Annotated in this window: 19 protein-coding genes; 10 read left to right on the forward strand and 9 right to left on the reverse strand. The window is 68.4% G+C overall.

Features of this window, described 5'->3' with window-relative positions:
* The first annotated feature begins 147 nt into the window (after positions 1-147).
* Positions 148-1398, forward strand: coding sequence for an AMP-binding enzyme (locus ACI48D_RS12615; protein ID WP_435571556.1), 1251 nt, complete (start codon positions 148-150; stop codon positions 1396-1398).
* On the opposite strand, the gene ACI48D_RS12620 is transcribed toward ACI48D_RS12615, so the two are convergent.
* Entirely contained in the window at positions 1382-1819 is a 438-nt protein-coding gene (locus ACI48D_RS12620) for an acyl-CoA thioesterase (RefSeq protein WP_435571557.1), read from the reverse strand. The genes ACI48D_RS12615 and ACI48D_RS12620 overlap by 17 nt on opposite strands.
* Positions 1820-1912: 93 nt before the next feature.
* Complete coding sequence (locus ACI48D_RS12625; protein WP_435571558.1) at positions 1913-2767, reverse strand: endonuclease/exonuclease/phosphatase family protein; 855 nt, start codon at positions 2765-2767, stop codon at positions 1913-1915.
* A 139-nt stretch (positions 2768-2906) separates the two neighbouring features.
* Here ACI48D_RS12625 and ACI48D_RS12630 point away from each other — a divergent pair, with 139 nt between their 5' ends.
* Entirely contained in the window at positions 2907-3278 is a 372-nt protein-coding gene (locus tag ACI48D_RS12630; RefSeq protein WP_435571559.1) for a hypothetical protein, read from the forward strand.
* A gap of 12 nt (positions 3279-3290) precedes the next feature.
* On the opposite strand, the gene ACI48D_RS12635 is transcribed toward ACI48D_RS12630, so the two are convergent.
* From ACI48D_RS12635 to ACI48D_RS12645, 3 genes are all read right to left on the reverse strand, one after another.
* Entirely contained in the window at positions 3291-4031 is a 741-nt protein-coding gene (locus tag ACI48D_RS12635) for a hypothetical protein (protein ID WP_435571560.1), read from the reverse strand.
* Positions 4032-4060: 29 nt separating this feature from the next.
* Entirely contained in the window at positions 4061-6703 is a 2643-nt protein-coding gene (pepN, locus tag ACI48D_RS12640) for an aminopeptidase N (protein ID WP_435571561.1), read from the reverse strand.
* A 176-nt stretch (positions 6704-6879) separates the two neighbouring features.
* Complete coding sequence (locus tag ACI48D_RS12645) at positions 6880-7944, reverse strand: alkene reductase (protein ID WP_435571562.1); 1065 nt, start codon at positions 7942-7944, stop codon at positions 6880-6882.
* Between the two features lie 179 nt (positions 7945-8123).
* Between ACI48D_RS12645 and sugE the strand changes: the two genes are divergently transcribed.
* From sugE to ACI48D_RS12675, 6 genes are all read left to right on the forward strand, one after another.
* Positions 8124-8444 (forward strand): quaternary ammonium compound efflux SMR transporter SugE, encoded by a 321-nt coding sequence (gene sugE / locus ACI48D_RS12650; protein ID WP_435571563.1) that lies wholly within the window; start codon positions 8124-8126, stop codon positions 8442-8444.
* 568 nt (positions 8445-9012) lie between these two features.
* The gene (locus ACI48D_RS12655; RefSeq protein WP_435571564.1) at positions 9013-10035 is read left to right on the forward strand and encodes an NAD-dependent epimerase/dehydratase family protein; all 1023 of its coding nucleotides are present in this window, start codon (positions 9013-9015) and stop codon (positions 10033-10035) included.
* The gene (locus ACI48D_RS12660; protein ID WP_435571565.1) at positions 10028-11065 is read left to right on the forward strand and encodes a glycosyltransferase family 2 protein; all 1038 of its coding nucleotides are present in this window, start codon (positions 10028-10030) and stop codon (positions 11063-11065) included. The genes ACI48D_RS12655 and ACI48D_RS12660 overlap by 8 nt, the downstream gene beginning before the upstream one ends.
* Positions 11062-12696 (forward strand): ArnT family glycosyltransferase, encoded by a 1635-nt coding sequence (locus ACI48D_RS12665; protein WP_435571566.1) that lies wholly within the window; start codon positions 11062-11064, stop codon positions 12694-12696. The genes ACI48D_RS12660 and ACI48D_RS12665 overlap by 4 nt, the downstream gene beginning before the upstream one ends.
* 2 nt (positions 12697-12698) lie before the next feature.
* The gene (locus ACI48D_RS12670; RefSeq protein ID WP_435571567.1) at positions 12699-13502 is read left to right on the forward strand and encodes a phosphatase PAP2 family protein; all 804 of its coding nucleotides are present in this window, start codon (positions 12699-12701) and stop codon (positions 13500-13502) included.
* Entirely contained in the window at positions 13495-13779 is a 285-nt protein-coding gene (locus tag ACI48D_RS12675; RefSeq protein WP_435571568.1) for a lipid-A-disaccharide synthase N-terminal domain-containing protein, read from the forward strand. The genes ACI48D_RS12670 and ACI48D_RS12675 overlap by 8 nt, the downstream gene beginning before the upstream one ends.
* A gap of 72 nt (positions 13780-13851) precedes the next feature.
* Here the strand turns inward: ACI48D_RS12675 and ACI48D_RS12680 are convergent, their stop codons facing one another.
* The 4 genes from ACI48D_RS12680 to ACI48D_RS12695 form a co-directional block, all read right to left on the reverse strand.
* On the reverse strand, positions 13852-14829 hold the full coding sequence (locus ACI48D_RS12680) for a succinylglutamate desuccinylase (RefSeq protein ID WP_435571569.1): 978 nt from the start codon (positions 14827-14829) through the stop codon (positions 13852-13854).
* A 190-nt stretch (positions 14830-15019) separates the two neighbouring features.
* Positions 15020-15499 carry a hypothetical protein gene (locus ACI48D_RS12685; RefSeq protein ID WP_435571570.1) on the reverse strand — a complete coding sequence of 160 codons (480 nt, stop codon included), beginning with the start codon at positions 15497-15499 and terminating at the stop codon, positions 15020-15022.
* 110 nt (positions 15500-15609) lie between these two features.
* Positions 15610-16479 (reverse strand): pirin family protein, encoded by an 870-nt coding sequence (locus ACI48D_RS12690; RefSeq protein ID WP_435571571.1) that lies wholly within the window; start codon positions 16477-16479, stop codon positions 15610-15612.
* A 62-nt stretch (positions 16480-16541) separates the two neighbouring features.
* A complete protein-coding gene (locus ACI48D_RS12695; protein WP_435571572.1) occupies positions 16542-17135 on the reverse strand; it encodes an FMN-dependent NADH-azoreductase in 594 nt (197 codons plus the stop codon).
* A 130-nt stretch (positions 17136-17265) separates the two neighbouring features.
* On the opposite strand from ACI48D_RS12695, the gene ACI48D_RS12700 reads away from it, so the two are divergent.
* Both ACI48D_RS12700 and ACI48D_RS12705 read left to right on the forward strand, forming a co-directional pair.
* Complete coding sequence (locus tag ACI48D_RS12700; protein ID WP_435571573.1) at positions 17266-18192, forward strand: LysR substrate-binding domain-containing protein; 927 nt, start codon at positions 17266-17268, stop codon at positions 18190-18192.
* A gap of 70 nt (positions 18193-18262) precedes the next feature.
* Positions 18263-20779, forward strand: a complete 2517-nt coding sequence (locus ACI48D_RS12705) for a PAS domain-containing protein (RefSeq protein WP_435571574.1) — start codon at positions 18263-18265, stop codon at positions 20777-20779.
* The last annotated feature ends 18 nt before the right edge of the window (positions 20780-20797 follow it).

The following is a 20797-nucleotide window of genomic DNA, read 5'->3' on the forward strand; positions in this document are numbered from 1 at the left end:
AGCTAAGAAACGAATGGTGACATGGCGGTTTCCTGTTGTCAAATCAATCGTGCGCAGGTGTGACATTCGCGCAAGCGGCGGCGGATTTGACAGGCACGCCGCCTGCCTGCACCATCCGGGACCCCTCTTTTATAGGCGAAAAATGACATGAGGAATCGAGCCACGCCCGCCTGGTGGAACGACCAGGCTGCCGTGCGGCGCTTCGTGAGCGACTTGCTGGCGGCGGAGTTGGCGCAGGCACGGCCCGGACGCATGGCGGCGCCGCTGCCGTGGCCGCCGGAGTGCGATTTCGTGCGCGACCTCGGCGCCGATTCGCTCGAGCTGCTCGGCATGGGGACGGCGCTGGCCGAAGCCTTGCACCTGGAGCGCGCCGATGTCGACGCACGCCTGCTGGCCACGCCACGCCTGGACGCCTGGGTGGAGGCCGCGCGCGCGGGCCTGTGCGCGGCGGCCGGCGTCGACGGCGCGCCCATGAGCTTCCGCACCTCGGGCAGTTCGGGCAGCCCGAAACGCTGCACCCATGCGCTCGCGCTGCTGTGGCAGGAAACTTTGGAGCTGGCGCGCCTGCAGCCGGGCCGCAGGCGCATCCTGAGCGTGGTGCCCAGCCATCACATCTACGGCTTCCTGTTCACGATCCTGCTGCCGCGCGCACTCGGCAGCGGTGATGCCCCCGCCGAGGTGAGGGACCTGCGCGCGGCGACGCCGGGCACGCTGCTGCGCGAGGCGCGTCCCGGCGACCTGGTCGTGGCCCATCCGGGCTGGTGGGAACAGGCCGCGCGCCTGGCACCGCGCTTCGCCGCCGGCGTGGCGGGCGTGAGTTCGACCGCGCCATGCCCGGACCCGCTGGCGCGCGGGCTGGCGGATGCCGGCCTGCGCCTGCTGCAGGTGTACGGCAGTTCGGAGACGGCCGGGATCGGCTGGCGTGAGGAAGCCGGCGTGCCATTCAGTTTGCTGCCGCACTGGTCGCGCGTCGATGCGCCGGCGGAATTGGCACGCGCCTTGCCGGACGGCGGCATGGCCCGCTACCCGCTGCAGGACAAGCTGGAATGGGAGGACGAACGCCGGTTCAGGCCGGCCGGGCGGGTCGACGCGGCGGTGCAGGTCGGCGGGGTGAACGTGTTCCCGCCCTACGTGGCCGAGGTGCTGCGCATGCATCCGGCGGTAGCGGACGCCGCCGTGCGTCTGATGCGGCCGGACGAGGGCCGGCGCCTGAAAGCCTTCGTGGTGCCGGCGGAGGCCCGCGACGACGCAAGCCTGGAGGCGCTGCGCGGGCAACTGCTGGACTGGTGCGCGGCGCGCCTGGCGACACCCGAACGGCCGGCCGCGATCAGCTTCGGCGCGCGCCTGCCGCGCCAGGCCAGCGGCAAGCCGGCCGACTGGATCATCGACGCGATGTGATCACAGGCATGTAGGCGTCCAGGAATTCCTGCGGCATGCGGCGCGGCTTGCCGCTCGCCAGTTCGATGCAGACCAGGTCCCAGCGCCCGCGCAGCACGGTGGCGCCGTCGCTGTTGCGCACCAGCTGGAAGCGGCGCTCCATCGACAGCTTGCCGTCGCCGCCCACCAGCCAGGTGGCAAGCAGCAGCTCCTCGTGCTCGACCGTCGGCAGGATGTAATCGTATTCGCCGCGCCGGATCGCCATCGCGCGGTCCATGCGCCGGTAGTCCTCCAGTCCCAGCCCCAGCGATTCGGAATGGGCCCAGCCGATCTGCTCGCACCAGCGCACGTAGACGGCATTGTTGGTGTGGTTCAGCCCATCGATGTCCGCGGCCTGGGGCACACGCGGCAGCGTAAACGCGTTCGGATAATCCCAGTTCAAGGCATTCCTTCCTGGCGGTTGTGCTTGGGCCAGCCATTCTACAGTCCGTCCATGCGACACGCCAGGAAGCAGTTTGCGATAATGGCAAGAGGGTTAGCCGAGCTCCAGCAGCAGCGGCTGATGATCGGAACCATGCGCGACCTCGCCGACATGAAGGCCGCGTACGCGCGACGCCAGGTCGTTGCCGACGAAGGCATAGTCGAAGGTGCATGGCGCGCCGCCCGGGTCGTGCAGGCCGACCGTGGGCGCATGCGCCCGGGCCGGGTGAGCCAGCGGCCAGGCGTCGCGCCAGGGTGGGGTGCCGTCGCCAAACGGTTCCAGCAGGGCCTGGTGGCAGCGCGAGCCGGGCAACATGTTGAAGTCGCCGAGCAGCAGCGCCGGCGCGGGCCGGGGCAGGGCCGCGAACGGCGAGTCCCGATCGCCGCCGGGGCCGCCCTGGCGTGGCTGGCGCGCATGGCTCCAGGCTTCGCGCTGCAGGGAACGCAGCGCCCCAACCTGGGCCAGGCGCTGGCGCTCGGAAAAATATTCGAGGTGGACGTTCAGCAGGCGCAGCAGGCCGAGCGGCGTGTCCAGCGTGACTTCGAGGGCAATGCGCGGCATGCTCGGGGTGGCATCCGCCGGCCACGGCAGGGAGTGGCGCAGCACCTGCAGGATGGGATGGCGCGAGAACACCATGCTGCCCAGCCGGCGCCGCCCGCCGTCGGGCGCCAGGGTGTCGACGGCATGGGCGCGCGCGGAATGCCGGCCGGGCAGGCGCTGCACCAGGCCGGCGAACTGGTCGCCCGCAGGCTTGCCGTCGCGCCCGGGAAAGCCGCAAGCGACTTCCTGCAGGCACAGCACGTCGGCATCGGGAGCGAAACCGTCGAGGCAGGCGAGCACGCCGTCGAGGTCGGTGCCGCCGCCCGGCGCGCGCGCGGACTGGATGTTCCAGGTAAGGAGCTTGAGCATGGCGTCCATGGATGCTTGAGCGTTCGAAGCACTCAGGCTAATGCGGGGCGGGGCGGCCGGGCTGATCCAGCTCAGGCGTGCGCCGGGGAACATCACGGCAGGTTCGTGGTCAAGCATTCGTCCAATAACGGGGAAACCCATGTACACGATGATCTTGTTGCTGTATCTGCAGTCGGGCCTGGACGTCACGCTCGACCAGGCCAACCTGCGCGGCGAATTCCGCACGAAAGCGGCTTGCGAGGCCGCCGCCGCCAAGCTGCGCGGGCCGATTCCGATTCCGCGCAACGTCCAGGCCGCGTGGCAGGACGTCATGTGCATCAAGCTCAACCCGAACGTCAGCGTCAACCAGATGAAGCCGGTCGAACTGGGCAAGCTGCTGCAGCAGAATCCGCCGCTGGGCTGCCAGGCCGAGGGCGCGTGGGCAAGGGTGGCCGAGATGTGCGGTCCGCCGCCGCGGGAGGCGAAGCCGCCGGCGTCGAACGGCGGCGAGAAGGCCGGCGGCAAGCGCTAGCGGCCCGGCTTCTTAGTCCTTCTTCCACTGCACGCCCTTGGGGCAAGGCACATCGCCCGCCTCGTTGGCGAACAGCATGCCGCGCATGCCCAGCGGATTGATGCTGCCGCTGCGCCGGCAGATGGTCGTATTGCCGATGCGCTTGCGGTAAATGATCACGCCGTCCGGCGAGGTATAGCTGTCTTCGTAGACTGCGTTCGAACGGTCGATGTGGGCCGCGTCCAGCCCGCGCCGGAACCGTCCCATCGGCGTGTCTGGTTCGTCCGGTACGCCGGATTTCCCCTTGCGCAGTTCGCGGTCGATGCGGCCGGCCTGGTGCTTCGACAGGCCGAGCGCGAAGCCGTCTCCGGCTTCCTTTTGTGCGCGGATGGCCTGCTGCACGTCGATGGGGACGCGCGCATCTTCCAGGCGCGGCGCGGCCGCGGGCGCCGCCGGTTCAGGTGCGGTCTCAGTTGCGGGCTCAAGTGCGGGAACTGGTGCGGGAACTCGAGGCGGCGCCGCATGGGGCGTCGCCGGGCGGGCGCCAGGGCGGGCGGGAGCGGACGGGGGAGGTGGCGGGACGGCGCGGGGCTGGGACAGCGGACGCTGCGGCTGCAGCAGGATGGACACCATGCGCGCCACGGCCGGCGTAGAGGGACGCTGCTGGCGCTGCTGCATCCAGCACAGCAGCGCCAGCATATGCATGCCGAACACCAGCGCCAGCGCAGCCCGGTTCCTGGAGGGGAAGCCTGCCGCGCCGGCGCCGTGATTCATGCGTTTGCCTTCATGCGCTTACTTGGCCATTACTTGACCGTCATGGCCTGCTTGATCGCCACGCAGCGCTGGTCTTCTTCCAGCGTGTCGAGCAGCGCGCGGCGGGTGCCGGCCGACAGTGCCGTCATGCGCGTGCTGGCTGCCTGCAGGCGCTTGACGCTGGCCGGGGTGCAGCTGGCCGGGATCATGCTCGGGCCGTAGGCGCGCATGTAGACCGGGCCGGCGTTCTTGTCCAGCTCCGGCAGCTTCGCCAGGCGCTGGTCGGCGGTCTGCTCGGCCAGGGCTTTCTGCTCGGTCGGGTACAGGCTGCCCATCGCCGTGCGCACCTTCGAGAACGGCAGCTTGGTCTTGGGATCCTGGATGGTGTCCAGCCACTCGCTCTTCACCGCCGGGTCCGGGCGCACGACGGTCGCCGCCAGCGCCGCGGCCTGGCCGCTGTCGGACTTGTCACGCTCTTGCTCGGCCTTCACCAGGCCGGCCGCGCCCGGGTAGTCGAAGCGGTTCAGGCGCGCGATGATGGTCCAGCGCAGGTCCTGGTTGATGGTGAGCCCGTCGAGCGTCTGTTTGCCGTCCAGCAGGCTTGCCAGGCGGTCGAGTGCCTGGCGCGAGCTGGCCAGGTTGACGTAGGTGCCGAACCAGCGGCGCTGGAAGTCGTCGTTGCCCTTGGCGGCGACGGCCGCGTTCCAGGCCATGTCTTCGAGCTGGCGGCCGTCCTGCTGCGCGTACGCGCTGTCCGGGTCGCTCGCGGCCAGGTAGTGCTTGGCGGCGCCGACCTTGCCCAGCACGTCGCCCAGTAGCGTGTAGTCCTTTTCGTGCGGCGCGTTGTTCAGCGCGGTGCTGATGAACTCGTTGAGCGGCAGCTTGGCGTCGCGCACGCCGTCCCACAGGCTCTGCCACAGCATGGCGCGTAGCAGCGGATCGTCGACGCTGGAGACTCCCGCGCGCGCGGTGTCGAAGGAGCGCTTGTCGAGCTGGACCTTCACGAAGCCCCAATCCTCGAAGTTCGGGTACACCAGGTCCGGGCAGGCGGCGCCCACCAGGCCTGCCACCTCCGTCTTCGCGCCCTTGTAGGTGACGGCCACGGTCTTGTCGAGCTTGAGCTGCTTGCCGTCCAGGCGGTAGCTGGCGACCTGCACGCGCTGTTCGCGCAGGGTCGGGAACTGTTTCGTTGCGCTCTGGTCCAGGCTGAACGCGGCGATCTTCCCGTTCTTGCAGCTGAAGTCGGCGGCGATCGTGTTCACGCCCGGCTGGTACAGCCAGTCCCTGGTCCAGCCCTTCAAGTCGCGGCCGGCGGCCTCGCCCAGGCTGCCGATGAAGTCGTCCAGGGTGGCGTTGCGGTACTGGTACTTGACCAGGTAGTTGTGCACTCCCTTGCGGAACACGTCGGCGCCCAGCAAGTGCCGCAGCTGCATCAGGGTCGACGCGCCCTTCGAGTAGGTGATGGCGTCGATGTTGTCGAAGGCGTTCCGGGTCGACGGCACCGGCACCTCGATCGGGTGGGTCGTCGCGCGCTGGTCCTGCGCGTAGGCGGCCTGCTTGCCCTCGGAGTAGAAGGCGCGCCAGGCGTCCTTGAACTCGGTCGCCTCGGCCGTCGCCAGCGTGCCCATGAAGGACGCGAAGCTTTCGTTCAGCCACAGGCCGTTCCACCATTTCATGGTCACCAGGTCGCCGAACCACTGGTGCGCCATCTCGTGCATGATGACGCCGGCCAGGCGCGCGCGCTGCTCGGACGTCATGTCGGCCTTGTACATGAAGCCGCGTTCGGCAAAGGTGATCGCGCCGGCGTTTTCCATCGCGCCGTACAGGAAGTCCGGCACCAGGATCTGGTCGTACTTCTCGAACTGGTAGGGGATGCCGAAGTAGTCGTCAAAGAAGGCCAGGCCGGCCTTGGTGTACTTGAACCACTCGGCCGGCTTGACTTGCTGCGCCACCGACTGGCGCGCGAACAGGCGCATCGGGTACTTGCCGCTGCTGTCTTCCCATTTTTTATAGGGACCGGCGTGCATAGAGAAGTTGTAGGGGCTGAGTTTCTTGCTCTTCGGGAAGGTCCAGCGCTTGGCGTCGCCATTCGCGGCGATGTTCGTTTCACGGGTGGTCGAGATCACTTCCCAGTCGGCGGGCACGGTCACGTTGACCTGGTAGCTGCCCTTCAGGTCGGGCTGGTCGAACACCGCGAACATCTGGTGCGCGGCGGCCGGCTCGAAGTGCGAATAGGTATAGACGCGGCCGTCGACCGGGTCGACCATGCGGTGCAGGCCTTCGCCGTTGGTGCTGTGCGGGCGCTCGTACACGATCGTGACGGTATTGCGGCCCTTGACCAGGTCCTGCGTGGCGAGCGTCACGAACCAGCCGTTGTAGGCCGGGGTGACGCTCTTGCCGTTGACGCTCACCGACTTGACGCTGGCCTTGTCGAGGTCGACGGTCAGCGGGGCCGAGGCGTCGTTCAGGTCGAAGCTCAGGGTCGTGGTGCCGCCGAAGTTCTCCTTGCCGGTCAGCGTGAAGTCCAGCACGTAGTCGACGTTGGAGACGCGCGCCGAACGCGCGGCGGCGTCGGCCTGCGACAGGAAAGCGTTCTCGGCACGGGCAGCCGCGGTGGCGGCGTGGGTGGCGGGGGCGAAGGCCAGCGCGGTGGCGATGGCGAGCGGCAGCAGGCGAAGAGCGGAGATTTTCACGGTTGTCCTTGCGACGATTGACGAGGAATGGATCGCGCAAGAATAGCATGTCAGCAACATCAATCGTACTGGCATGCGGGCCGGAACAGGGATTTTTTGCTGTCGGGGAAGGCTGGAGGGAGAAGAAACCGCCCTTCGATATATGCATGCATACATCGAAGGGCGGGAGGCGGCGCTTAGCCGTTGGCCTGCAGTGCCGGATAGTCGATGTAACCTTCCGGGCCCGGAGAGTAGAACTTTTCCGGGCGCGCCGGGTTCAGCGGCGCATTGCGCTTCAGACGCTCCGGCAGGTCGGGGTTGGCGATGAACCACTGGCCCCAGGCGACCGCATCCGCTTCGCCGCTGCTCAGCAGCTGCTCGGCGCTTTCGCGGGTCAGCTTTTCGTTGGCGATGTAGACGCCGCCGAAGGCTTTCTTGAGTGCGGGGCCGAGGCGGTCGTCGCCGACCGCTTCACGCGCGCAGATGAAGGCGATGCCGCGCTTGCCCAGCTCGCGCGCGACGTAGCCGAAGGTCTCCAGCGGGGTCGAATCGCCCATGTCGTGCGCGTCGCGGCGCGGCGCCAGGTGCATGCCGACGCGGTCGGCGCCCCAGACGGCGATGCAGGCATCGGTGACTTCCAGCATCAGGCGGGCGCGGTTCTCGATCGGGCCGCCATAGGCGTCGTTGCGCCGGTTGGTCTTGTCCTGCAGGAACTGGTCGAGCAGGTAGCCGTTGGCGCCGTGGACTTCGACGCCGTCGAAACCGGCCTTCTTGGCATTCTCGGCACCCTTGCGGTAGGCCGCGACGATGCCCGGGATCTCTTCCAGGTCGAGCGCGCGCGGGGTCTCGTAGTCCTTGACCGGACGGACCAGGCTGACGTGGCCGGCCGGCTTGATGCTTGAGGGCGCCACCGGCTTGTCGCCGTTCAGGAAGAGCGGATCCGAGATGCGGCCCACGTGCCACAGCTGAAGGAAGATACGACCGCCGGCCGCGTGCACGGCCTCGGTGACGTGCTTCCAGCCTTCGACCTGCGCGTCGGACCAGATGCCCGGGGTGTCGGCATAGCCCACGCCCATCGGCGTCACCGAGGTCGCTTCCGACAGGATCAGGCCGGCCGAGGCGCGCTGCGCGTAATATTCGGCCATCAGGGCGTTCGGCACGCGGCCTTCGCCCACGGCGCGCGAGCGGGTCAGCGGCGCCATCACGATACGGTTCGGCAGCTCGAGCGCGCCGACTTTCAGGGGATCAAACAATGTCGTCATCAGTACTCCTGTTCTTGTTGACGCGGAATTCAGTAAAGCGGCGCCCATCTTACGACAGGCGCAAAAATCCTGCCGAGGCCGTGTCACCTTTGCCTGGGAGTCACAAATCGGCCCGCCGTGCCGCCAAACCCGCGGTGCTATACTTGCCGCCCTTTGTGTGTGGATGAGCGGAGAAGCCGATGAGCTGGGCGTATTTGGTCCTTGCCGGACTGCTGGAAGTGGCCTGGGCCGTGGGCCTGAAAACCACGGCCGGGTTCACCCGCCTGTGGCCGTCCGTGTTCACGCTGGCGACGATGGCCGGCAGCGTCGGCCTGCTCGGCCTGGCGCTGCGCGCGTTGCCGCTCGGCACCGCCTATGCCGTGTGGACCGGGATCGGCACCGTCGGCACCGTGGTGTTCGGGATGATCATGCTGGGCGAGCCGGCCGGCGCGCTGCGCCTGCTGTCGATCGGGCTGATCGTGGCCGGCATCGTCGGCCTGAAGCTGCTGACGCCGGCCTGAATCAGGGATTCGCCGCCCAGCACCACCGGCAGCACGCGCACACGGGCACCGACGCCGTCGGTGCGGATGTAATGCTGCAGGCTCAGCGCGTTGAGGCAGGCGAAGCGCCCGTGGGCGCCGAGCATCTTGCGCAGGTTGAGGCCATTGTCGTCGCTGGCGTCGTCGACCTGCACCCCGGCTGCCTTCAGGCGGCCGGTGAATACCGAGCCACGCTGGCTGGTGACCAGCGCCCCCAGGCGTACCAGGTCCTGCATGTCGCGCACCACGGCCGGGTCGCCGGCGCGCGCCGCCAGCAGGTGGCGGGTCATATACACGGACTGGCCGGCCTGCACCGCGATCGCCCGGCGGCGCGGCGAGGGGACCAGCGCGCAGGCGGCGTCCAGGCTGCGCGATTCCAGGCCGGCTTCGACAGAAGCGCGTCCATACTGCGCGCCAATTGATCCGGGAATCCTTCCTCGACAACGGAGGCGGCGCACGTTTGATCCGTTCGACATAGCCGCCGCGCGGCCTGCCTAAACTCGGTGGCGAACCGGGGCCGATGCCCCATCCACGGACCGAGGAGACATCGATGATCCTGTTGACGGGAGTGGCCGGCTTCATCGGCATGCACCTGGCCCGGCGCCTGCTCGCCGAGGGGCATGAGCTGGTCGGCGTCGACCATCTCGGCCCTTGCGTGTCGCCCATCCCGGCGCCCGGCCTGAAGGAACGCCGCCTGGCGGAAATCGGCGGCGCGCCGGGCTTCCGCTTCGACCGCCTCGACGTCACCGAGGACGGGGCACTGGAGGAGCTGTTCCGGACCCACCGCTTCGAACGGGTGATCCACCTGGCCGCCCAGACCGGCGTACGCCATTCGTCGGCGCAGCCGGTCGCCTGCGTCACGAACAACCTGGTGGGCCTGGCCAAGGTGCTGGAATGCAGCCGCCGCCACGGCGTGCGGCACGTCCTCTACGCCAGCAGTTCGGGTGCCTACGGCGCCAGCCGCCGCCTGCCGTTCGACGAGCACGACCCGGCCGGCCACCCGGTCAGCGTGTACGCCGCCACCAAGCGCGGCGGCGAGCTGCTGGCGCACAGCTACAGCCACCTGTACGGCCTGCCGACCACCGGCCTGCGCTTCTTTACCGTCTATGGCCCATGGGGACGGCCGGACATGGCGCCGATGCTGTTCGCCGGCGCCATCGCCGCCGGCCGGCCCATCGAGGTCTACAACGGCGGCCGCATGCTGCGCGACTTCACCTACGTCGATGATGTGGTCGAGTCGGTGCTGCGGCTGGCGGCGCGGCCGGCCGAGCCGGATCCCGGCTTCGATCCGGTCCACCCGAACCCGGCCGCCAGCCACGCGCCGTTCCGCATCTATAACGTCGGCAACCAGCAGCCGGTGCTGCTGTCCGATTTCATCGATGCGCTCGAGGATGCGCTCGGGCGCCACGCCGAACGGGTGCCGCGGCCCATGCCCGCCGCCGACATGGCGGTCACCTGCGCCGATACCCATGCGCTGCGCCAGGCGATCGGCTGGGCCCCGGCCACGCCGCTGCGCACCGGCATCGCGCGCTTCGTCGAATGGTTCCAGCGCCATGGGGCCTGCGATGCATAGCCTGTCGATGGTCGTGCCGATGCACGACGAGGAAGACAATGTGCTGCCGCTGGCCACCCAGGTGCAGGCGGCGATGACGGCCTGTCCCTGGCCGTGGCAGCTGATCCTGGTCGATGACGGCAGCCGCGACCGCACCGCCGAGCGCATCCGCGAGGCGGTGGCCGCCAGTCCCATGCACGTGGCCGCCGTGGTCCTGCGCCGCAACTTCGGCCAGACCGCCGCCATGCAGGCCGGCATCGACACCGCGCGCGGCAGCGTGATCGCCACCATGGACGGCGATCTTCAGAACAACCCGCAGGACATCGTGCGCATGGTGCGCCGCCTGCTCGACGAAGACCTCGACCTGCTGGTCGGCTGGCGCCGCGAACGCAAGGACAGCTTCTGGCTGCGCAAGCTGCCGTCGATGCTGGCCAACCGCCTGATTGGCGCCGTCACCGGCGTCCGGCTGCACGATTACGGCTGCACGCTGAAGGTCTACCGCAGCGCGGTCCTGCGCGAGGTCCGGCTGTACGGCGAAATGCATCGCTTCATCCCGACCTGGATGGCGACCGTCACCTCGCCCGAGCGCATCCGCGAAGAGGAAGTCAGCCATTTCCCGCGCATCCACGGACGTTCCAAGTACGGCCTGTCGCGCACTGTCAAGGTCTTGCTCGACCTGCTGTCGATGGTTTTCTTCGTGCGTTTCCGCGCGAGCCCGGGGCACTTCTTCGGGCGCATCGGCCTGGCCAGCGCCTTCGTCGGGCTGGCGGCGCTGGGCTGGCTGGTCTGGCTCAAGCTGGGGCAGGGCGAAACCATCGCCAACCGGCCCTTGCTGCTGCTGGCGGTGCTGCTGGTGGTGATCGGGGTGCAGTTCGTCTGCACCGGCATCGTCACCGAAGTGCTGGCGCGCACCTACTTCGAGGCCGGCGCCGCCCGTACCTACCTGGTGCGCGACAGCTTCGGCGATCCGGATGCCTTCGGCGCGGGCAGTCCCGATGCACGCCGGATCGCGGGCGAGGAGCCGTGCGCGGGCGCGGCGCGGCAGCCATGAGCAGCGGCCCGGCCAGGGAAGGCGCGCCGCTGCCGCGGGCCCAGGGCGCGCGCGGGCGCCGGCCGGCATGGCTGGCCAATTCGGCCCGGGCGGCGGTGCCGCTGCTGTTGCCCTTGCTGCTGGCCGGCGCCGTGTTCCTCGGTCTGTTCTTCGGGCTAGGTGCGGTGCCGCTGTTCGATGTCGACGAGGGCGCATTCGGCGAAGCCACGCGCGAGATGCTCGAACGCGGCGACTATGTCTCGACCTGGCTGAACGGCCAAGCACGCTACGACAAGCCGATCCTGATCTACTGGCTGCAGGCGGCGTCGGTGCACCTGCTGGGGCTGGACGAATTCGCGCTGCGCCTGCCGTCGGCGCTGGCGTCCGCCGCCTGGATCGCGGCCATCCTCGCGTTCGCCCGCCGCTTCCTCGACCGCGGCACCGCCTACGCCGCGGCTTTCATCGCCGCCGGCAGCGCGGGTCTCACCGTGATCGGGCGCGGCGCGATCGCCGATGCGCTGCTCAACCTGTTCCTGGCGCTGAGCATGTTCGACATCATCCGCTACGCCATGAACCCCCGTCCGGCATGGCGCCGGCGCGCCTTCCTGTGGATCGGCCTCGGGCTGCTGGCCAAGGGGCCGGTGGCACTGCTGGTGCCGGGCGCCGCCAGCCTGCTCGCGTTTTCGCTGCAGGGCAGGGCGGCCGACTGGTGGCGCGCGGTGCGCGATCCGGCCGGCTGGGCGATCCTGCTGGCGGTCGCCTTGCCATGGTATCTGCTGGAATACGAACGCCGCGGCGACGCCTTCCTGGCCGGCTTCTTCCTGCGCCACAACGTCGAGCGCGTCCTTGCGCCGCTGCAGGGTCACGGCGGCAGCCCGCTGTACTACCTGCCGGCCATCCTGGTGTTGCTGCTGCCCTATACCGGCCTGTTCCTGCGCACGCTGACCGGCCTGCGCCGGATGAACGCCGCGCCGCTCGATACCTTCCTGTGGTGCTGGTTCCTGTTCGTGCTCGTGTTCTTTTCGCTGGCCGCCACCAAGCTGCCGCATTACCTGCTGTACGGCGCGACGCCGCTGTTCATCCTGATGGCGCGCCAGCGGCACGCGCTGCGCTCGAACCTGCTGGCGTTCGCGCCGCCGCTGCTGTTCCTCGGAGTGGTGGCTGCCTTGCCGCGGCTGCTGGAATACCTTGCGCCGACCATCCGCAACCCCTACGTGCGCGAAGCGCTGGGCCAGGCCGGGGTGTTCGGCCCGGCCTGGCGGGCCGGTGCGCTGGCGCTGCTGGCGGCGGTGCTCGGGCTGGCCCTGTGGCGCGGGATGTCGCCATGGCGGCGCCTGGCTGCCGCCGGGCTGCCGTGTACGCTGGCGCTGGTGGGCCTGCTGCTGCCGGCACTGGCCGAGCTGCAACAGGGGCCGGTCAAGGAAGCGGCCCTGCTGGCCCGGCGCGCCGGCTGGGACGTCCACAGCTGGCGCATCAACGTGCCCAGCTTCTCGGTCTACCGCGGCGCGGTCACGCCCGCGGCACCGGCGGCGCCGCAGTTGGCATCCCGTGGGCAGGTGCTCCTGACCCGCAGCGATGCCCTGGCCGCGCTCGGTCCGGTCGAGCTGCTGTACCGCAAGGGCGGCATCGTACTGGCCCGCATGCCGCGATGAATATGGCGCCGCCGCTCCGATCCCCCTGGGTATGGTTGCCGCCGGCCGTCGCGCTGGCGCTGCTGGCGCTGGTCCTCGCGACCGGCGCCAACCGCGCCGCGTTCCTGGCGCTGAACCACGCCGGTCATCCCCTCGGCCCGCTGTTCTGGCTGCATCTCACCATGCTGGGCGACGGCGCCGTGGCGCTGGCGCTGGTGTTGCCCAGTATCCGGCGCGTGCCGCACTGCTTCTGGGCGGCGCTGGCGGCCGCCGTGTTCGCGGGCCTCTGGACCCAGGTGACCAAGCAGCTCATGGACGTGCCGCGCCCGCTGGCGGTGCTGGGGCCGGACCAGTTCTACCAGGCCGGGCCGGCTTACCGGCGCGTGTCCTTCCCGTCCGGGCACGCTGCGGCGGCGTTCGCCACGGCCGGCATCTGGTGCATGGGCGTGGCCGGCAGCCGGCTGCTGCGTGCACTGCTCCTGCTGCTCGCCACCCTGGTCAGCCTGTCGCGCATCATGGTGGGTGTGCATTGGCCGGTGGACCTGCTGTGGGGCATGGTCGGCGGCTGGCTGGGCGCCTGGCTCGGGCTGGCGATGCACGGGCGCTGGGGCTGGCGCACCTCGGGCGTGGGCGGTTTTCTTGCCGGGCTGCTGCTGGCAGGGGTGGCCGCCGCGCTGCTGGTGAGTTCGCATATCGGCATCCCGGCCGTGCTGCCGGCACAGCGCGCGATCGGCTGCGTGTGCCTGGTCTGGGGCATCTGGGAAATGGCGCACATGCTGCCGCGGCTGCGCTGGCGCCAGCAGATCAAGGGAAAAACCGATGGGTGAGGACGATTGGTGGCTGCTGGTCGGCTTCGGCGGCCAGGCATTGTTCATGGGGCGCTTCGTGGTCCAGTGGCTCGTCAGCGAACGGCGGGGCCGCAGCGTGATCCCGGTCTCGTTCTGGTACCTGAGCATCCTGGGTGCGCTGGTGCTGTTCGCGTATGCGTTGCACCGGCGCGACCCGGTGTTCGTCGCCGGCCAGGGGCTGGGGGTGGCGATCTACCTGCGCAACCTGCACCTGCTCCGGGCGGAGCGAGCGCAGGCGCAGCAGCCCAGCGGCTGAGAGCACCCGGCAAAGCGCAGGGCAGCGCAAGTTATCCAGCGCCGCCATGGCGGGCTTGTCGGACGCTCCTGTTTATTCCTTGCCGAACTGCGGATTCGGCCGGGTCAGGTAGTACCACTCCTGATTCGGGCCGGCGTTGGTGTCCGGGAACAGGATGCGGCCCGAGAACTCGGCGGTCACCGGCGTGCCGTCGGCGCGCACGCCGATCTGGTCGCCTTCCTGGACCGGGTCGAAACTGGCCCACTGGCGGGTGAACTGGTCGCCGGCGTCGAGCTTGTCGTGCACCACCACCATCTGCAGCGCTTCCATGTCCTCGAACGGGATCGGCTGCGGCTCGGGCGCCTCGATCAGCTTCAGGTGCGCGAGGGTGTTCATGATCGCGCGGTAGGCGACTTCCGGTGCCTGCGGATCGCGGTGCTGGCCGCATTCCAGGGTCAGCGCGTAGCCGCCGGTGCTGCGCATGTATTCGGTGGTGCCCATGCCGTAGCGCAGCACGGTCTTGAGTTCGGCGGCATTGCCGCGCGAACGGCGCTGCACCCCGCCGCCGTAGGCCGCCATCCAGCCGGTCACGAAGCGGCGCACCCCGAGGCGACGCGCCAGCGCGCGTTCCTCGCGCATGTGGCGGAAGGGTTCCAGCGGGCCGTCGTTGTCGAGCGGGCCAACCATCACGAAGGGCTCGCCGTGGGCGGCGTTGAAGGAGTGCAGGTCGAGCAGCACGTCGTGGCCGGCCAGCAGCGGGCACAGCCAGTTGGCGACGCGGTCTTCGAAGTCCTGCGGATTCTCCTTGGGGGACAGGTCGCGGTTCAGGTTGCGGTCGCCCGAGCGCGTGTTCTTGGCATAGGCGAGCGGATTCACAATGGGCACAAACGTCACGCTGCCGTTGACGATGTGGAGCGTGCCGGCGTCGAGTTCCGCCATCACGCGGGCGATCGCCTGGGTGCCGCAGGTCTCGTTACCGTGGGTCGCGCCCATGATGATGACGCGCGGGCCCGGTCCCTGGCCCGTGTAATTGACGGATTTGAAGTGCAGCTGGCTTGCGGCGAAGGTCATGCTTTTGATCCAAGGAAATATCGGTCCGGGCATTTTATCGGGAAAGCTTGGCACGGGGGAGAGCGCGTCGCATGATCCGGCGTTTTCGTCGACGATCTTCCACATGCGCGGCGGCGGCGGCGGCCCCGGTGCCGGCCGGCCGGCTGTCGTACCGGCTGGTCGAGACGCCTTTCATGTGGCTGCGCGAGCGCTATCTGCCGGGCTGCGCGTCGATGACGTCGAAGGCCGCCGGCATGTCGGCCAGCCAGGCCGCCAAATGCGCCACGCGCATCGACGGATCGTAGCCGGAGGTACCCGCGATCGCCGCGCGCAGCCCCGGCAGCGCCTCGTGCGTGCGCGGGCTGGCGTAGGCCTCGATCAGCATCGCCAGCAGCTCGTTCGGCGGCGTGCCGCCGCGGCGCAGGCGGGCATGGATCACGCCCAGCAGGGCGCTCTGCATGCGCGGGGTCGGATGCTCGATCCAGGCGAACACGCTGGGGGTGTTGGCGATCGCCTCGGCCATGGCCTGGTCGATGCGCTCGGGCCGGTAGTCGGAAGGGATGTCGAAACAGGCCTTGTCCCACCGGGTGTCCGCATAGCGGTGGCCCGGCGGGAAGGCATCGATGGATTCCAGGCCGAGCGCGCGGCTGGCGCGCCCGAGCAGGCTGGACAGGACATGAAGCAGCGGCATCGTCAGGCGCTCAAGAATGCGAACGCCGCTAGTGTAGCCGAAGAAAACAGAAGGCGCGGGGGGCGAAGCATTGCTCACCCACCCGCGCCGCAAACGGAAGCCGCCTGGCGTCAGACAAATCGCCCGGCGCGGAAATCCTCGACCGCCTGGAAGACCTCGTCGTTGGTGTTCATCACGAAGGGGCCGTACTGGGCGATCGGTTCGTTCAGCGGGCGGCCGGCGATCAGGATCAGGCGGCTGGGCGTGTCCGCCTTGATGCGCACGCCGTCCGCGCCTTCGGCATTGTCGAGGATCGCCATGCGCGCCTGCGGCACCGCCTTGCCGTCGACCACGACCTCGCCGCGGTAGACGTAGAAGAAGGCGTTGTGCCCGGCCGGCAGCGGCTGCTCGAATTCCACGCCCTGCGGCAGCTGGATGTCGAGGTAGAGCGGCTGGGTTGCCTCGCGCTGCACCGCGCCCGTTACGCCATGCGAACTGCCGGCGATCACCTGCACGGCGGCGCCGGAGGGCAGGGTGAAGCGCGGCACTTCCTCGGCCGGGATGTCGCGGTACCAGGGCGCGCTCATCTTGTCGGCGGCGGGCAGGTTGAGCCACAGCTGGAAGCCCTCCATCAGGCCCTCGTTCTGTTCCGGCATCTCGGAGTGGATCACGCCGCGTCCCGCCGTCATCCACTGCACGCCGCCGTCGCTCACGAGTCCCTCGTTGCCGCCGCTGTCGCGGTGGCGCATGCGCCCGGCCAGCATGTAGGTAACGGTCTCGAAGCCGCGGTGCGGGTGCTCCGGGAAGCCGGCGATGTAGTCGCCCGCCTTGTCGCTGCCGAAGGCGTCCAGCATCAGGAAGGGATCGAGACGGCGCTGCAGCGGCTGGGTCAGGACGCGATTGATCTTGACGCCGGCGCCGTCCATCACGGACTGGCCGTCGAGCACGCGCTCGATGCGGCGGCTGCGTTCCACATGTTCTACTGCGGTTTGCTGTTCCATCTCGATCTCCTTAAGTGGTTAAGCCGCGGCCCGGGGCCGCGACGGGAACTGACTGAAACTGCTCAGGCCAGCGCGGCGACGACTGCGTCGGCCTCGGCCTGGCCCTTGCCGGCCGCCTCCGGACCCATCGCCTGGGCGTTCGAATACACGAAGGTCGAATCCGTCATGCCCAGGAAGTTCAGCAGCATGCGGATGTGCGGCACTTGCGGGTCCGCGTCTTCCGGGTAGATGCCGCCGCGGGAGGTCGCCACGAACACCTTCTTGTTCTTCAGCAGGCCTTCCGGACCGGATTCGGTATAGCGGAAGGTGACACCGGCGCGGGCGATGGCGTCGAACCAGGCTTTCAGCTGGATCGGCATGCCGAAGTTGTACATCGGGGCGCCGATCACGACCACGTCGGCGGCCTGCACTTCGGCGATCAGGGCATCGTCCAGGGCCACGCGCGCAGCCTGCTCGGGCGAGCGCTGGTCGGCCGGGGTGAACAGGGCGCCCAGCGCCGCTTCGTCCAGGACCGGATGGGGCTTGGCGCCGAGGTCGCGCACGGTGACGGTGGCGCCCGGGTTGGCGGCGCTCAGCTTGGCGGCGATGTTGCCGGCAACGCGGTTCGATTCGGAATTGGCGCCGCGGACGCTGGAATTGATCTGCAGGATATTCATGGTGATGGCTCCTTGATGTTTGTCGTGTCGGTCGGTATTTCGATGTAGACACTTTAACGGTTCCATCTATCGTGCGGAAGACGGTAGAATGGATAACATTATTCAACCCATGGAACAATCAGGAGCGATCATGGATATCGAAGCGAACGACATGCTGCTGTTCGCGCGCATCGTCGAGGCAGGCAGCTTCAGCATGGCCGCGCAGCGCCTGGACTTGCCGAAATCGACCGTCTCGCGCCGCATCGCGCTGCTCGAGGCGGGCCTGGGCGAGCGGCTCCTGCAGCGCACCACGCGGCGCCTGGTGCTGACCGAGTTCGGCGAGAGCCTGCTCGAACATGCACGCAAGGTGGCCGACGAGGTGGAGGCGGCCGGCGCGCTGGCCCAGCACCGCCAGGCCGAGCCCAGCGGCAAACTGCGGATCTCGATGCCGGGCGACTTTGCCAACCTCGACATGACGGAGCTGATGGCGCGCTTCCTGGCGCGCTACCCGGCGGTGTCGCTGGAACTGGACCTGTCGCCACGCCGCGTCGACCTGGTGGCCGAGGGTTTCGACATCGCGATCCGCATGGGAGACCTGCCCGACGACTCCAGCCTCAACGCGCGCCGGGTCGCGCTGGAGCGCTTCGGCCTGTACGCGGCGCCGTCGTATATCGCCCAGCGCGGCTTGCCGGAACACCCGGACGACCTGCTGAACCATGATCTGCTGTGCATCCTGAGCCGCAACGGCGGCGCCGCCCAGTGGGTGCTGGAACGCGGCAAGACGCGCTGGGAGCGTGCGGTGCAGGCGCGGCTGACGGCGAATTCGCCGGAGCTGCTTGCCCGCGTCGCCTGCGGCGGGGCGGGCATCGCCGCCAGCTCGGAGCTGTTCGTCGGCCCGCTGCTGAAGAAGGGGGAACTGGTGCGTGTGCTGCCGGACTGGGACTTGCCGGCGTCGACCGGCTGGGCCGTGTTCCCGGGGCGGCGCCTGATGCCGGCCAAGACCAGGGCCTTCCTCGACATGCTGGATGAGGCGTGTTGCGCGCACGCGCGCCAGCAGGAGGCGGGCAGGGCTGCCTAGGGTGCGCACGCATTCCGCTCATCCATCCCGGGCGAATGCCAACTGCCTGTAGTATTGGGACTTATACTCATTGGCAGGCATCGTCAACATGGGATCGCATTTCCATTCTTCTACGCAGGTCGGGCTGGATTTCAGCGCGCTGTTCGACGCGACACTCTCGCCTTCCCTGGTGCTCGACACCGAGCTGACGATTATTTCCGTTAACCAGGCGTATCTGCAGGCGACCAAATCGGTTCGCGAGAACCTTCTCGGCCGCAATATATTCGAGGCCTTTCCGGACAACCCGGATGATCCCGGCGCAAGCGGCGTGACGAATCTCGAGGCTTCCCTCCGCCGTGTCCTGCGCACCAGGCGCGCCGACACGATGGCCATTCAGAAGTACGACATCCTGGTCCCCGGGACGGATGGAATGCATTTCGAAGAGCGCTACTGGAGTCCCACCAACACACCGGTGCTGAATGCCGAGGGCGAGGTGACTTATATCCTCCACCATGTGGAAGACGTCAGCGAGTTTGTCAAAACGCGGGACAGCACCGCACACATGGCGTCCACGATCGACGATCGGTCCTTCGAGATTGAAATCGCGAACAGCCGCCTGCGCGAAGCGAACGAAACACTCGAGCAACGGGTGGCGGCACGCACCGAAGCCCACCGCCTGGCCGAGGAAAAATTGCGCATCAGCGAACTTCGCTTTCGCCTGATGGCCGATTCCATCCCGCAGATTGTCTGGATCATCGATGACAGCGGCCGTGGCGTGTATTTCAACAAGCAATGGTCTGCCTATACGGGGATCGCGACGGACAGTTCCCTGCCTGACGAGATTTCTCAGGAATTCGTCCATCCCGACGATCACGCAGCCACCATGCAGGCGTGGGAACTTGCGCGGAAAACCGGCAAGAGCTTCAGTGTCGAGCACCGGATCCGCTCGGCCTCGGGCGAATATCGCTGGTTCCTCGTGCGTGCGGAGGCCTATCAGGATCCGCAGTCGGGGCAGATCGCGATGTGGTTCGGTACGTCTACCGATGTGCATGACCGGAAGCTGGCCGAGGCTGCGCTGAGCGCGCGTGAAGAGCAACTGCGCCTCGCGATCGACGCGGCGGACGTCGGCGAATGGGATGTGGACGTGGCAAGCGAGACCATGCACTGGCCGGCGCGCGTGAAAGCCATGTTCGGCATATCGGCCGATCGTCCCGTCACCCTGGCGGATTTTTACGATGGCGTGCATCCGGAAGACCGTGAACGCACGCTGGCGTCGTTCGCCGCCGCCGCCGATCCGCGCTTGCGGGTCCAATATGATGCGGAATACCGGACAGTCGGCAAGGAAGACGGGGTGCTGCGCTGGGTCGCCGCCAAGGGCCGGGGCTTGTTCAACGAGTCGGGCGAATGCATACGCATCATCGGGACGGCGCTGGACATCAGCGAACGCAAGCTGAACGAACAGGCATTGCGCGAAAGCGGGGAACGCCTGCGTCAGGCCGACCGCAGGAAAGACGAGTTCCTGGCAATGCTTGCCCATGAATTGCGCAATCCGCTGGCGCCCATCAGCGCCGCCGCGGAACTCCTGCAGATGGTCAAGCTGGATGAAGAACGCGTGCGGCGCACCAGCCAGATCATCGGCCGCCAGGTCAAGCATATGACAAGCCTGGTGGACGATCTGCTGGATGTGTCGCGTGTTACCCGTGGCTTGGTGGAACTGGACAATGCGCCGCTCGACGTCAGCCACATCGTTGCCGACGCCGTGGAACAGCTGACTCCCCTGATCCGTGCACGGCGCCATCACCTGGAGCTGCGCCTGACGCCGGACGCGACCATGGTGCGCGGAGACCGGAAACGGCTGATACAGGTGCTTGCGAACCTCCTCAATAATGCCGCCAAGTATACGCATGAGGGCGGCAACATCCAGCTGCGGACCAGCGTCCGCGACGCGCATGTGCTGATCGAGGTGTCCGATAACGGCATCGGCATGGCGCCTGAACTGGTGGCGCGGGCCTTTGACCTGTTTGCGCAAGCCGAGCGCTCGTCGGACCGTTCCTCGGGCGGGCTGGGCTTGGGACTGGCCCTGGTCAAGAGTCTCGTCGAGTTGCACGACGGTACGGCGACCTGCGAAAGCACCGGCATCGGCAAGGGAAGCAAGTTCAGCATTTGCCTGCCGCGCCTGCACCCCCAGGACGACCGGTACGGCGAGAGGCACGCCGGCGACGGCCTTCCGGAGCAGGCGCAAGGCCTGCGTATCATGGTGGTGGACGACAACGTCGATGCGGCGGCGATGCTGGCCATGCTGCTGGAAGCCTCAGGCCACCAGGTCGTGGTCGAGCATGATTCGCGCCGGGCGCTGGCACGCGCCAGGGAAGAACTCCCGCAGGTGTGCCTGCTCGATATCGGCCTGCCGGAAATCGACGGCAATGAGCTGGCGCAGCAATTGCGCGCCGATGCCGGAAGCGCCAGGCCGGTGCTGATCGCCGTGACCGGTTACGGCCAAGAAAAAGACCTCGAGCGATCCCGGGCCGCGGGATTCGACCATCACCTCGTCAAGCCGGTCGATACGAAGGCGCTCGCGGCGATACTGGCCACGATCAGTCCCGCCTGAGGCCGTGGCCGGGCGGAG

Source organism: Massilia sp. LXY-6 (genome assembly GCF_051233485.1).
In the GTDB taxonomy this organism is placed as follows: Bacteria; Pseudomonadota; Gammaproteobacteria; order Burkholderiales; family Burkholderiaceae_D; genus Telluria.